The organism is Nitrosomonas sp. H1_AOB3 (genome assembly GCF_015709435.1).
Taxonomy (GTDB): Bacteria; Pseudomonadota; Gammaproteobacteria; order Burkholderiales; family Nitrosomonadaceae; genus Nitrosomonas; species Nitrosomonas europaea.
Map to the genome: position 1 here is coordinate 2,682,457 of NZ_CP054389.1, position 13,129 is coordinate 2,695,585.

Here is a 13,129-nt window from a genome sequence, read left to right on the forward strand (position 1 = left end):
CATGAGTCAACGTATTTTAGCGAGACGTGCTGGAAGATCAGAGAGAAGGAGCGACATAACGCAATACTACGCGAGATGCAGGAATGGAAAGGTAATGTTGTATTCCTAGGCAATCATGCAGAGTGCCAAGACGTATCAGACCATGAGTAGTGGTTAACGGGTTTTGCAGGTTTATTGCAGCATTGGTTTGATAATTTCTTCGATCTGTTTTTTCTTGATTCTTCCCAAGTGGGTATCGACGATCATGCCGCTGCGGTCGATCGTGACGGTAAAAGGCAGAGCACCCTGCAGGTTGCCCATGGCTTCTGCAAGTGAAAAGGCATCGAATTCCCCGACCAGCACAGGGTAGTTGATATTGAATTCCTTACTGAACGCGGCTACTTTATCGGTATCGTCTATGGCGATACCGAGAATGACCAGATCTTTCTGATGGTATGCCGTATAGGTATCGATCAATTCCGGAATTTCATCGCGGCAAGGCAGACACCAGGTTGCCCAGAAATTGGCGATGACGATTTTTCCCCGCCATTGTGACAGAGCTTGAGGGGTGCCATCCAGAGCGGACAAGGTTGCATCGAAGAATTTATCAGCTCCGGCCTTTCTGTCAGCACTCGACAGGGAGACTGTGATGCCCATTTCTCTGGATTTGTAAGCGAAACCAGCAGCCAGTGAAAGAATTGCAACGATGACGTAGAACGAGAACCTGTTAGGCTTGGACATAGAGAATTCTGAAAGAAAGTTTATGTGAAATGCGGAAACCGGGTTTATATCAGATATACCGGTACCGGAAGGAGTTTTCTACACTGGCAGACCGGTAATCAGAGCAGGATTGCGTCCAGTACCGTGATGAAGTCTCTTTTATCGAGGTAGCCAATGATTTTGATGTTTGGAATCTCAACTCCCTGCCGGTCAAAAAACAGAATTCCGGGCGGGCCAAAGAGCTTGAAACGTTTGAGTAAAGCAGCATCATCCGGCGTGCCGTCTGTGACATTGATCTGCACCAGTTCGACATTTTTCAAGCGTGCCTGAACCTGCGGGTCAGTGAAGGTAAAGCGCTCCATTTCTTTGCAGGAAATACACCAGTCTGCATAAAAGTCGATCATGACATAACGTCCCTTCGACTGTCGAATGAGTTCATCCAGCTCGGCAGTCGTTTTAACCCGCTTGAATGGCAGAGATTCATTTGTGTTTACAGAGGGTTCGGCAAGCTGACCGGAAGGTGTGGCAGCAGCCAGGCTGAGTTTGGATAGAGGTTGCAGAATATCCCGACTTCCGGAAAGTACGCCAATGAGCAAGGCAACACCTACCAGCAGCGCGATGACACCGATTCCCTTGAGAAATTTGTTGAAACCTGATGCATGGCCGGGCAGTGGATCGAGTGCATGCAGGTAGATTGCCGAAATGATCAGCAGTGCCGCCCAAAGCAGCATGTGCACAACTTCCGTGATGACGGGCGAGACCAGCCAGATTGCTACGGCCAGCAGCAGGACGCCGAAAAACTGCTGGACAGCTTTCATCCAGGCACCGGATCTGGGCAATAATGCGCCGGCCGAGACGCCCAACAGCAGCAATGGCATACCCATTCCCAGTGCCATGATGAACAGTGCGGAACCGCCCAGTACGACATCGCGCGTCTGGCTGATATAAATCAGTGCACCAGCCAGCGGGGCAGCGACACAGGGACTGACGATCAGAGCAGACAATGCTCCCATTCCAAATACACCGGTAAGCTGGCCTCCCTTGAAATGACCTGTTTCTTCGACCAGCTTGTTTTGTATAAAAGATGGCATCCGCAGTTCGTAGAAACCAAACATCGAGAAAGCCAGCGCCACGAAGATCAGCGCAAATGTTCCCAGTACCCAGGCATTTTGCAGTGCAGCAGACAGCATGGTGCCAGACAGACCCGCTGCTGCGCCGGCGATGGCATAAGTGATCGCCATGCCCAGTACATAAGCCAGCGCCAGCATGAACCCGCGCAGTTTCGACATTTGCTGCCCTTTACTGGCGATGATTCCGGACAGAATCGGAAACATGGGAAATACGCAGGGAGTAAAGGCGAGCAGCAAGCCAATACCAAAGAACCCGCTCAGAATCAGCCAGAAATTGCCACTGGCGAACAAGCGCTCTATTTTGTAGGATTCCGTTTCAAACAATGGTGCATTATCTGTCTGAAACAATTCGGCTGTAGCATCGGTGGTAGCTCCGGCTGCCTGAGCATTTCCACTGATCGTGCCGGCAACCGTGTCGATTGCAGCTTTGACAGCCGGCAGCAGAATGTCATTTACCTTGTTGATCGGTGCATAGCACACACCGATAGGCTCGTTGCAGCCCTGGTAAGTGGCAGACAGGGAAAGTTGCTCCGGTGCAGATGCATCCCGACGTAGCGAAATAATGGCTTCCAGGGGCTGGTAGTAAACTTCCGTCTGACCAAAGGCGGGGTCCTGCTTCATTTTACCCGGCGGGAGGGCTACCTGGTCGACATGGATACCTGCACTTTTCGATTCGAAGTTGATTTTATCCCGATAGAGGTAGTAGTCTTTGGCGGGTGTCAGGCGAGCAATCAGTGTGCGATCATCCCGAACCTCGAGCGACAGCTTGAAAGCTTCATCCGGTGGCAGCAGTTCCTGCTCGGTCTGTTCGGAACCGACACCGAGCCGTTGCAGAATACTCATCAATCCCCCTGATGAACCTTCTTCGGCCATGGTGTGAGTGCTTACCAGGCACAGTAACAGTAAAATGGTTTTTATCCAGCGCATTGGCTATCTCGGTTAAGTATCTGTTTCGGTTGTTTCGTGAGCAATCCACTGTAAATAAGCAGACAATCCGTTATCGACAGGGACAGCAATAATCTCGGGGAGTTCATAGGGGTGCAGTGATTTGATTGCCTGTTCCACTGCTTCATAACGCTGCCGGGTGGTTTTGATCAGCACCGGAACTTCACTGGCTGTTTCAGTCAGGCCCTGCCACCGATAAACAGAAGTACACCCCTGCAGAATGTTGATGCAGGCAGCCAGCCGGCGGTCAACCAGCATTTCTGCCAGCTCCCTGGCGCTTGTGTCATTCGGGAAGTTGGTCAGAACGAGCAGAATTTGTGATGATCCGGTCATTTCATGGAGTTCTGAGAATAGTCGTCCCGGCAGGTGATCTGAATTTCTATGATATTCTATTGTAGTGAATGCGATTTCCCGTGGCAATCAACAAGAAGATGGTGTGAAACGATATGATGAAAAATCTGTTTGTGTTACTCCAGTCTATTACAGCTATTTTTCCTGTCAGTATTTTCTTTACTTACATCATTATGGATGAAGGTGATCAGTTTACCTACGAACATTATCTGGTTACAGCACTGAGCGCTTTCCCTTTCTTCATGGTTCTGCTGATCAAATATTTCATATCCGGGTTCGAGAACAAGTAGTGTTTTCAGTCGATATGAGAATCCGGCATTTCGGACTTACGTCAATATCGATGGTATAACCTTGTTTCTGGAGCCGGATACCACTACCGCAAATGAACAAAATTACTTATTTTCTTGCTGCATCCATGTTTTTTGTTTTCTTATGGGGGGTGCCATTGACCGCCCGGGCAGAAAAAAGTTACGCCAGTGACCAGGTGGAAGTGTTGATGCGAACTGGTCCCAGTCAGCAGCATGCGATCGTAAGGATGCTGAAAAGTGGTGTGGCGCTGGAAGTATTGGAGCGTGACCAGAACAAGGGATATTCCAGAGTCAGGACTACCGGAGGTACAGAAGGTTGGGTGCTGTCCCGATATTTGATGGCTGAACCCGCGGCGCGTGAATTGCTTGAAAAATTGAGCAGTGATTTTTCCGGATCGGACAGCCGGCCGGATAGCATTCGTGCACAGGCTGATCTCGTCAGACATGAATTGGGGATGCAGAAGAAGCAGGCAGAAACCCTTGAGAAAGACAATAAACGACTGGAAGCCGAATTGTCCAAAATCAGGCAATTGTCTGCCAACGCAGTGCAATTGAATGGTGAAAATCAGGAAATGCGGCAACAGGTAGCTGATCTGAAGATGAAACTCGGTGAACTTGAACAGGAGAATCATGCGCTCAGCGGACAGATTGAACGCGAATGGTTTTATGCCGGGGCACTGGTGCTGTTTGCCGGTTTGTTTCTGGGGCTGGTCATTCCGCGTATTCAACGGCGCAAGCGGTCACGTTACAACGACTTCTAAACAACCGACAATCGATCAATACAGGATCAACGCACTTGGGTGCTGGATACGTATTGAAAAATGGTTTTTCCGGCGTGATACCCAGCCACGTACTTCAAGTGGTCTGTTTAAATAGGTTTCAAGCGGAGGGAACAAGGCCAGATCCCGGTTGGCAAAAGACAGATCGAGGTTGTCACTGATAATGAGCCGGCTGAATCGGTGATTTCGTTTGAGTGCTTTGGCCTTTACCCGGTAGCGCTGCCAGCCGAATGGCTTCTCGGTCAATTTGATCAGCGGGCGCGGCTGATAGTGTTGCATTGACCAGATTCCGAGTTTCCTGGTTTCTGCCCGTTGTTGTCCCCTGATGAGCGTATTGGCATGGAGCAGGTTGGGCGGGATCAGGTTGGCTATGGCCAATCCCTTCTCCACCAGGGAAAGATTGATATGTTCTCCATCCGGAAGATACAAGTGAGCCAGCATTCTTTTATAGTGATCATGTGTTTGCCGGTCATGTTCCAGATATACGCTGCGCCCCTGTAATTTTCCTTGCAGCCACTTTTTTGCATCTGCCCCGCCCGGTTCACCCGGGTGATACCGATTTCCGGTTTCAGGTGCATTTATACCCAGCAACCTTACCCGCTTGTTGTTCTCGAGTACGATGGTGTCGCCATCGATGACCCGGGTAATCCGATATTTGCTGCGGGCCGGTGGAGTGGCTGGCTGCAAGGGTTTGGCTGCTGGTGTGGGTATATCTGAATAAAGCGTGCGGCCATGAGAGTCTGTAGAGCGATAGATGGTCTCGGCCAGACCGGACCGGGCATGCAGAAGAATCAGCAGAACTGCAAGGGGATAAATCGCCCCGAAAAAGAATGATGGGATGAGCTGTATCCGGAGTGCTCTGGTAAAATGCATAACTTTGAATCCAGTCGGAATTATTCAGATTGAATGGTCTGTACAGCCAATAGCGGCGACAAGACACAAAACCAGGGATATTACGCATGCCACTGAAATTTTGGAAGGCGGGAGGCGAATCGGCTGATGGCTGACGATGCGTTGATCGAGTTCAGTAAAGTCAATTTTTCCTACGGTCTCCGGCCGATCCTGAAAGGGGTCGATATGCGCATGTCGCGGGGGCAGGTGATTGCCATCATGGGCGGCAGCGGATCAGGGAAAACCACACTGCTGCGCCTGATCGGCGGTGAAGTCAGGCCTTCGGCAGGTTCCGTCACCGTAGCGGGACAGGTCGTACATGAACTTGGCCGGAATGAATTATTCAGGCTGCGGCGCAAAATGGGCATGTTGTTCCAGTTTGGTGCTCTGTTTACGGATTTGTCGGTATTCGATAACGTTGCCTTTCAAATGCGTGAACACACGAATCTGCCTGAGTCGATGATTCGGGATCTGGTACTGATGAAACTGCATGCGGTGGGTTTGCGCGGCGCATATCATCTGATGCCGGCACAGCTTTCCGGAGGGATGGCACGACGTGTGGCGCTGGCACGCTCTATCGCACTCGATCCCATGCTGATGATGTTTGATGAACCGTTTACCGGACTGGATCCGATTTCATTGAGTGTGATCGGCGGTTTGATCCGTCGTCTGACGGATACGCTTGGCATGACTTCCATTCTGGTGACGCACGATGTTCAGGAATCATTACGGATAGTCGATTACATTTATTTCCTGGCAGATGGCGTGATTGCTGCTCATGGAACGCCTGACGAAGTGCGCGAATCGAAAGTACCGTTCGTCCATCAGTTCATCCATGGTGAAACAGATGGCCCGGTGCCATTTCATTACCAGGCACAAGCTTATTCGCAGGATCTGGGCATAGGCGTCATGGAGAGGTGACCGGACACTGACGGCATGAATGATAGGAATGATCAGTTTGGCTAAACGTATCAGGACCATTATTGAATCGATCGGGCACAGAGTGGCCGACAGTATCTGGCGATTGGGATGTGCAACCCGTTTCGTATTGCTGGTACTGTTGAAATCCCTACCTAGTTTTCTGCGTTTCCACTTGATTACACGCGAAATATATTTCGCCGGTGTTCTGTCACTGATTATCATTCTGGTATCCGGATTGTTCGTCGGTATGGTGCTGGGTCTGCAAGGGTACGAAACATTACAGAAATTCGGTTCTGAATCAGCCGTAGGAACGCTGGTGGCGTTATCTCTCGTGCGAGAGCTGGGCCCCGTCATTGCGGCATTGCTGTTTGCCAGCCGTGCTGGTTCAGCCATGACGGCCGAAATTGGTTTGATGAAAGCAACTGAACAACTGGCTGCCATGGGAATGATGGCGGTGGATCCGATCGCACGTATCGTTGCACCCAGATTCTGGGGAGGCGTCTTTTCCATGCCGTTGCTGGCGGCGATGTTTTCAGTTATGGGCGTGTTTGGCGGATATCTGGTGACAGTGGTTTTCATTGGCGTAGATGAAGGATCTTTCTGGTCACAGATGCAGAATTCGGTTGATTTTCGTTATGACATTGTGAACGGTGTCATCAAAAGTTGTTTCTTCGGGGTGGTCGTAACGGCGATTGCTGTATTTGAAGGGTTTGATGCGCCGCCGACGGCTGAAGGGGTATCGGGGGCGACCACCCGTACGGTGGTAACCTCTTCGCTCGCGATTCTGGGGCTGGATTTCGTTTTGACTGCATTCATGTTCAGAGGAGTAAGCTGATGCAACGTACCATGATGGATTTCTGGGTGGGTCTGTTCGTCATGGCGGGTATTGGCGCACTGCTGGTTCTTGGATTGAAAGTGGGTAATCTGACCGATTTTCAGCCGGAAGGAAGTTATGTACTGGTGGGGAATTTCGAGAACATTGGTGGTTTGAAGGTCAGAGCACCGGTAAAGAGTGCAGGTGTAGTGGTGGGGCGTGTGACGGATATACAGTTCAGTGTGCAGACATATGATGCAGTAGTCACCATGAAAGTGGATACGCGTTATCAGTTTCCGAAAGATACTTTTGCCAGCATTCTGACGTCGGGATTGCTGGGCGAACAATATATCGGACTGTTACCGGGAGGTGATGAGGAGATGCTCAAGGATGGTGAAAAGATCATGAAAACCAACTCGGCTATTGTGCTTGAGGAGATGATCGGGCGATTCCTGTTCGATAAGGCCTCAGAGAAAAAGAATTCGGATCCGGAAATTTGAAATAGGTGATAAAACATGAAAATACGCATTGGTAACGTTCTTTTATTGGCATTACTCGCTGTTGTATTGCCTGTGTCGGCGCAGAACAGCTCACCGGATGCGCTGATCAGAAATACGGTCGATGAGGTAGTCGCCGTGCTGAAACAGGACGACGGAATCAGAGCGGGCAATCAGGACAAGGTATTAAGTCTCATCCGGGAAAAGATATTGCCCCATTTCAACTTCACGCGTATGACCCAGCTGGCGATGGGTAAGAACTGGTCTCTGGCCGGTCCGGAGCAAAAGAAATCCCTGGTGAAGGAGTTTCGTACACTGCTGGTACGAACCTACTCCAATTCACTGACCACTTACCGCGATGAAGTCATCAAGGTCAGTCCGACAAATGTCGGTTCGCAGGATACCAAAGCAACAGTCAAGACGCTGGTGATTCAGGGTAGCGGGAAACAGCCCGTGCCGATCGACTATGCCATGGAAAAGAGCGATAGCACTTGGAAAGTATATGATGTGACGGTTGCCGGAGTCAGCCTGGTTACCAATTATCGGGGTACCTTCAACAGCCAGGTCAGAGATGGTGGCGTGGATGGGTTGATCACGGCGCTTGCAGAGAAGAATGCATCGATGCGGGGAAAGTAGTGTGGCCGGAACGGATGCACGTATTCGCCTGGAGGGAAACCGTCTCTTTGTCGGTGGCCCGGTAACTTATGACAACGTAGTTGAGGTGATCCGCACAGGTGATGCAGCGATCAAAGCAGATGATATGCTGATCGACCTGGCGGGGGTTACCTGGGTGGATTCCTCGGCTGTCAGCATGCTGCTTGAGTGGATGCGTGCCGCACAGACATACGACCGGAGAATCGAATTCATCAATCTGCCGTCAAATCTGGCTGACCTCATAGAACTGTATGATGTAGGCAGCCTGATTCCAACTGATAAACCGGCAGAATCCGTCTGATCTGACGGATTCTGCCATTTCCCTGCTTTTATTTCAGTAATACGCTGATGTTTTCCATTACCAGATGACCCCGGCGATCGAGGTACGGCAACTGAGCAAACGCTACGGTAAGCTGGTTGCACTGGATAATATCGATCTGGTCGTTCAACCGGGGGAATTCTTCGCGTTGCTGGGGCCCAACGGAGCCGGTAAAACCACGCTGATCAGTATTCTGGCGGGTCTGACCCGGGCAAGCCAGGGATCTGCCAGAGTAATGGGGTACGATGTGCTGTCCGGATATCGTGAAGCCCGGAAAAGGCTGGGGGTGGTTCCGCAGGAGCTGGTGTACGACCCCTTTTTCACGGTGCGTGAGATGCTGGTCATCCAGTCTGGCTATTTCGGAATCAGGCGCAACGATGCCTGGATCGATGAAATTTTGCAGCATCTCGATCTCGCTGATAAGGCACATACGAATGTACGTGCGCTGTCAGGCGGTATGAAACGACGTTTGCTGATCGCGCAGGCTCTGGTGCATAAACCGCCGGTGATCATTCTTGACGAACCTACGGCGGGGGTGGATGTGGATTTGCGCCAGAGTTTGTGGCAGTTCATCCGGCAGCTCAATTTCGAAGGTCATACGGTCGTGCTGACCACGCATTATCTGGAAGAAGCCGAAGCTTTGTGTAACCGTGTGGCAGTGCTCAAGCAGGGCAGAATCGCAGCGCTCGACAGTATGCATAATCTCGTACGCAGTACCCGGGACTATACGCTGGAGTTGCGTTTATCCACCGACACACTGCCATCCGGGCTGGGTACGTGGCCAGGCGGGCATGACGGCTGCCTGCACAACCTGAAAATAAAGAATTACACCGAGATCGAGAAAATATTGTCGGTATTGCGCCAATCCGGAATCGAGGTGCTCGATATGCGGTTACTCCAGCCTGATTTGGAGACTGTATTCATGAAGATTATGGAAACGGACGCAGCGGGGATATCATGACCGGTTTTTATACCCTGTTTCACAAGGAGCTGTTACGTTTCTGGAAAGTCAGTCTCCAGACGATTCTCGCGCCAGTATTATCCAGCCTGCTTTATCTGCTGATTTTCTCGCATGTTCTTGCGGCACGGGTAGAAGTGTATGGCAGTATTCCCTATACCGTTTTCCTGATTCCCGGGCTGGTGATAATGGCCGTCTTGCAGAATGCTTTCGCCAATTCATCTTCCAGCCTGATCCAGTCGAAAATAACCGGAAATCTGGTATTCATTCTGCTGTCGCCACTTTCTTATCTGGAAATTTTTCTGGCCTATGTCAGTGCTTCCACATTACGCGGATTGATGGTCGGCCTGGGTGTCTATGCGGTCGCTGCCTGGTTTTATCCGCTGCCACTGCAATCACTGTTCTGGGTCGTGCTGTTTGCATTGCTTGGCAGTGCTCTGCTGGGGGTGATGGGTGTCATTGCCGGGATCATATCGGATAAGTTCGATCAACTGGCAGCATTCCAGAATTTTATTATCCTCCCGCTGACATTCCTTTCCGGGGTGTTCTATTCCATCCATTCTCTGCCACCGGTATGGCAGTTTTTATCTCATCTGAATCCCTTTTTTTACATGATCGATGGTTTCCGCTATGGTTTCTTTGGTGTTTCCGACATCTCACCTTATATCAGCATGATTGTTGTATCGTGCTGTCTCGCAGCTATTTCGGGATGGGCATTGTGGATGCTGAAAAGCGGTTACAAAATCCGCTCATGAGCAAGTTTATTTTTATATCTGAGAAATAAAGGAGAAGACATGGTTACTGCAGAATCAATCGAGCATTCGATTAAAGCCACTTTACCCTGCACCTGGATCAGGGTAGAGGGAGATGACGGTCATCATTTCAGTGCTGTGATCGTCAGTGAGTCGTTTCAGGGAAAAAGTATCGTCGGGCAGCATCAACTGGTTTACCAGGCACTTGGCGAGCGGATGCGTGAGGAAATTCATGCCCTATCAATGAAAACTTATACTCCCGAACAGTGGGAAGCGGCCGGAACCTCGAATTGATATCCGACCTGATATGCCGGTCAGGACGACTATTGGCTAAAGCAGTAAACTAGCCATGGAGTCCGGCAATCATGTGCAGCGATTATCATTCAGTAATCTTACCGGTTAGAAAAACAATACCCACCTTCCCCTGATCGATGGAGACAGTCCGGATCGATCAGTCTGCGATTTCGTTCATTTCTTTTTCCACTTTTACGCGGCTGTCCGCAGTCGCAGATTCCCGGAATGGCAGCCATTTCGCAAGTGCGACAAATTGTCGCATTTGCGTGGTGACTGCCGCAGAGCAATCCCTCCTGCTGTAAACGAATTTCATCTATTTGTCATGTGGTTAGCGTGTCCTGCCACGACCGTGAGCGCTCATCTTTGCAACGGGCGCGACAATTTGTCGCATTGTTATTTACTTATGCGGATCAGATAATGTTTTCCGGCTGCCAGCCATTTTTAAGAGGAATAAATGGTCGCAGCGAGGTTGCCATTTTCATCATTTATGGATGACTGAAAGGATGAGATGGATGCCGGTATGGCTGCAGATGAGTTTCGTCTTGCTTTATGCGTATAAACAGAACAAAGGGGTAGATTGCATGAAAAAAATTAAACTGGAATGGTCATTATTTTCATTGACAGTAGCCGTGCTGTTGGGAACGGGGCTGGAGGTATCAGCGCATACCCGTTTCGAGACCGGTACGGTTGGTGAGGGAGTCAGAGTCACGAATAATGTGGTGATCGGGCATCCTTGTGGAACCAATCCTATAATTGGAACATCTGTCGTATTTCCCGATGGTGCTGATTCGACCGTTCTGGTTGATGGCCAGCCTCAAGGCAGTCCACTGACCGATTTCGTATCAAACTGGGGTGACAACGTTCGCCCTTTGCTGAGCCGGGCAGCCTTTGATCATATACAACCCAAGCAAGGTGCTGCAGGAAACGTGGTTGGGTTCTGGGCAGCCGGTGGCCCGGGGATGCCGGAAGGAATGGTGGCTTATGTCCCCTTCCGGTTAAATGCAGTGAACATCGTACCCGGCTCTTGTGCAAAAAGTGTAACTTTTCAGGTGTCTATTGTTGACATCTGCCAGATCACAGGTCCAGGCGGATTGCAAACAGAGGGTGTAGTAGAACTGTGGACGCATAATGACCTGGGAACAATTTTTGACAGCAACATAGATAATGGCCCTGCTCCATTGAAGATCACGCGTAACCTGACTGCCAATCCACTACCCGAATCATGTGGTCAGGGTGTGGATGTAACGGTGAAGCCTTCTGCAGCACAAATCAACCGCGACATGCCTATCGTCTACGAGCGCAAGCAGATCTGGCCCAGCAAAACAGGGAAAAAACACTCACTGAAATTGAAATAAAAGTACGAGAGATCGCGTCTTCTGCTCAGGCTGTTTTACATTTACAGCATTGAAGGTCACCTGATCAGCAGGTAGTGCAGGGTGAGTAAATGGCTCTGAGCAGAGTCTGTGAATGATCTTTCTTACCAGTCGTTGCCGAGTTATATCCTTTCATCCTTTTCGATTCTTCCATTCCTGTCGGTTCTCAACCCTCGAATAACGGGCTGACCGGATATTCCAGTGCTTCCTTGATCGCGACCAGCGACAGGACAGCTTCGCGCCCGTCGATGATGCGGTGATCATAGGAAAGTGCCAGATAGTTGATCGGCCGGATTACAATCTGCCCATTCTCGACGATCGGGCGTTGCTTGGTGGCATGAATGCCAAGAATTGCGCTTTGGGGCGGGTTGATGATCGGTGTCGAGAGCATCGATCCAAATACGCCTCCATTGGTAATGGAGAACGTACCTCCTGTCAGTTCTTCCAGTGTGAGTTTCCCCTCCTGTGCCCGTCTGGCCAGATCAGCAATCTGTTTTTCGATCCCGGCGAAGGTGAGCTTATCGGCATCACGGATGATCGGCACGACCAGACCACGTGGACTGGCCACTGCTATGCCGATATCGTAATAGTCGTGATAGATGATGTCATTTCCATCTACCGATGCGTTGATGATAGGAAATTTCTTGAGGGCGGCAACCACAGCTTTGACAAAAAATGAAGTAAAACCGAGTTTGATGCCATGTTCTTTCTCAAAGCTGTCCTTGTAACGGGCGCGCAAATCCATGATTGCTTGCATGTTGACTTCGTTGAACGTAGTCAGAATGGCTGCTGTAGATTGGGACTGTACCAGCCGTTCAGCAATGCGCATGCGTAAACGCGTCATGGGTACGCGTTTTTCCAGCCGATCTGGTTTTTCTGTCTGATCGACTGGTATCGGGGAAGTGTCTGCCTGGGGTATACCAGCAGCAGATTGATCGGTGCGGGAATCAGACTGCTGATCGGTAACGGCACTGTTTTTGTTTCTGACATGGGCCAGCACATCCTGCCGGGTGATGCGTCCGCCACGGCCTGTACCGTGAATGGCTGCAATTTCTTCCATGGTAAGACCATTTTCCTCGGCAGCTTTTTTGGCTGACGGCATGAGCGGCTGAGCCGGATGCATGGATGCTACCGTAGATTCTGTGATTTCCAGGTGTCCGGAATCAATCGGAGCAGGCTGCTGTGCTGCAGTTTTTGTCTCTTTGGCAGCGGTATCGATACGGGCAATGATTTCTCCACTGGTGACGGTAGCGCCATCGTTCCGGATAATTTCAGCCAGGATTCCGGACTGCGGAGCAGGGAGTTCCAGTACGACCTTATCAGTTTCGATGTCGATCAGGTTCTCACCCCGTTCAACATACTCGCCTGGCTGTTTATGCCAGTTGATCAATGTGGCTTCCGCTACCGATTCTGATAATGCGGGGACTTTGACTTCGATCAGCAT

17 protein-coding genes are annotated in these 13,129 nt (G+C 50.4%); 11 read left to right on the forward strand and 6 right to left on the reverse strand.

The window, feature by feature from the left end; genetic code table 11:
* Positions 1-171: 171 nt before the first annotated feature.
* The 3 genes from HRU73_RS12585 to cutA all read right to left on the reverse strand — a co-directional run bounded on the left by HRU73_RS12585 (position 172) and on the right by cutA (position 3,107).
* Positions 172-720, reverse strand: a complete 549-nt coding sequence (locus HRU73_RS12585) for a TlpA family protein disulfide reductase (RefSeq protein ID WP_011112863.1) — start codon at positions 718-720, stop codon at positions 172-174.
* Between the two features lie 98 nt (positions 721-818).
* A complete protein-coding gene (dsbD, locus tag HRU73_RS12590) occupies positions 819-2,756 on the reverse strand; it encodes a protein-disulfide reductase DsbD (protein ID WP_287398870.1) in 1,938 nt (645 codons plus the stop codon).
* 12 nt (positions 2,757-2,768) lie between these two features.
* On the reverse strand, positions 2,769-3,107 hold the full coding sequence (cutA, locus tag HRU73_RS12595) for a divalent-cation tolerance protein CutA (RefSeq protein WP_011112861.1): 339 nt from the start codon (positions 3,105-3,107) through the stop codon (positions 2,769-2,771).
* A 113-nt stretch (positions 3,108-3,220) separates the two neighbouring features.
* On the opposite strand from cutA, the gene HRU73_RS12600 reads away from it, so the two are divergent.
* Together HRU73_RS12600 and HRU73_RS12605 are read left to right on the forward strand one after the other, a co-directional pair.
* Complete coding sequence (locus HRU73_RS12600; RefSeq protein WP_011112860.1) at positions 3,221-3,415, forward strand: hypothetical protein; 195 nt, start codon at positions 3,221-3,223, stop codon at positions 3,413-3,415.
* 92 nt (positions 3,416-3,507) lie between these two features.
* Positions 3,508-4,194, forward strand: coding sequence for a TIGR04211 family SH3 domain-containing protein (locus HRU73_RS12605; protein WP_287398871.1), 687 nt, complete (start codon positions 3,508-3,510; stop codon positions 4,192-4,194).
* 15 nt (positions 4,195-4,209) lie between these two features.
* On the opposite strand, the gene HRU73_RS12610 is transcribed toward HRU73_RS12605, so the two are convergent.
* A complete protein-coding gene (locus HRU73_RS12610) occupies positions 4,210-5,085 on the reverse strand; it encodes a thermonuclease family protein (protein WP_287398872.1) in 876 nt (291 codons plus the stop codon).
* A 126-nt stretch (positions 5,086-5,211) separates the two neighbouring features.
* On the opposite strand from HRU73_RS12610, the gene HRU73_RS12615 reads away from it, so the two are divergent.
* The 8 genes from HRU73_RS12615 (at position 5,212) to HRU73_RS12650 (ending at position 10,312) form a co-directional block, all read left to right on the forward strand.
* Positions 5,212-6,024 carry an ABC transporter ATP-binding protein gene (locus HRU73_RS12615; protein WP_011112857.1) on the forward strand — a complete coding sequence of 271 codons (813 nt, stop codon included), beginning with the start codon at positions 5,212-5,214 and terminating at the stop codon, positions 6,022-6,024.
* Positions 6,025-6,043: 19 nt separating this feature from the next.
* Entirely contained in the window at positions 6,044-6,859 is an 816-nt protein-coding gene (gene mlaE, locus HRU73_RS12620) for a lipid asymmetry maintenance ABC transporter permease subunit MlaE (protein WP_011112856.1), read from the forward strand.
* Positions 6,859-7,338: an outer membrane lipid asymmetry maintenance protein MlaD gene (mlaD, locus tag HRU73_RS12625; protein ID WP_011112855.1), complete on the forward strand. Its 480-nt coding sequence runs from the start codon at positions 6,859-6,861 to the stop codon at positions 7,336-7,338. Before mlaE ends, mlaD begins: the two co-directional genes overlap by 1 nt.
* A 15-nt stretch (positions 7,339-7,353) precedes the next feature.
* Positions 7,354-7,971, forward strand: a complete 618-nt coding sequence (locus HRU73_RS12630) for an MlaC/ttg2D family ABC transporter substrate-binding protein (RefSeq protein WP_011112854.1) — start codon at positions 7,354-7,356, stop codon at positions 7,969-7,971.
* Position 7,972: 1 nt separating this feature from the next.
* Entirely contained in the window at positions 7,973-8,290 is a 318-nt protein-coding gene (locus tag HRU73_RS12635) for an STAS domain-containing protein (RefSeq protein WP_287398873.1), read from the forward strand.
* Between the two features lie 64 nt (positions 8,291-8,354).
* Positions 8,355-9,269, forward strand: coding sequence for an ABC transporter ATP-binding protein (locus tag HRU73_RS12640; RefSeq protein ID WP_287398874.1), 915 nt, complete (start codon positions 8,355-8,357; stop codon positions 9,267-9,269).
* A complete protein-coding gene (locus HRU73_RS12645; RefSeq protein WP_011112851.1) occupies positions 9,266-10,021 on the forward strand; it encodes an ABC transporter permease in 756 nt (251 codons plus the stop codon). The genes HRU73_RS12640 and HRU73_RS12645 overlap by 4 nt, the downstream gene beginning before the upstream one ends.
* Positions 10,022-10,060: 39 nt before the next feature.
* Positions 10,061-10,312, forward strand: a complete 252-nt coding sequence (locus HRU73_RS12650) for a BolA family protein (protein WP_287398875.1) — start codon at positions 10,061-10,063, stop codon at positions 10,310-10,312.
* A 157-nt stretch (positions 10,313-10,469) separates the two neighbouring features.
* Here HRU73_RS12650 and HRU73_RS12655 read toward each other — a convergent pair whose 3' ends face one another.
* The gene (locus tag HRU73_RS12655; protein ID WP_276679070.1) at positions 10,470-10,625 is read right to left on the reverse strand and encodes a hypothetical protein; all 156 of its coding nucleotides are present in this window, start codon (positions 10,623-10,625) and stop codon (positions 10,470-10,472) included.
* A gap of 268 nt (positions 10,626-10,893) precedes the next feature.
* On the opposite strand from HRU73_RS12655, the gene HRU73_RS12660 reads away from it, so the two are divergent.
* A complete protein-coding gene (locus HRU73_RS12660) occupies positions 10,894-11,667 on the forward strand; it encodes a hypothetical protein (RefSeq protein ID WP_143023683.1) in 774 nt (257 codons plus the stop codon).
* Positions 11,668-11,851: 184 nt separating this feature from the next.
* Here HRU73_RS12660 and odhB read toward each other — a convergent pair whose 3' ends face one another.
* Positions 11,852-13,129: a 2-oxoglutarate dehydrogenase complex dihydrolipoyllysine-residue succinyltransferase gene (odhB, locus tag HRU73_RS12665; RefSeq protein WP_287398876.1), complete on the reverse strand. Its 1,278-nt coding sequence runs from the start codon at positions 13,127-13,129 to the stop codon at positions 11,852-11,854.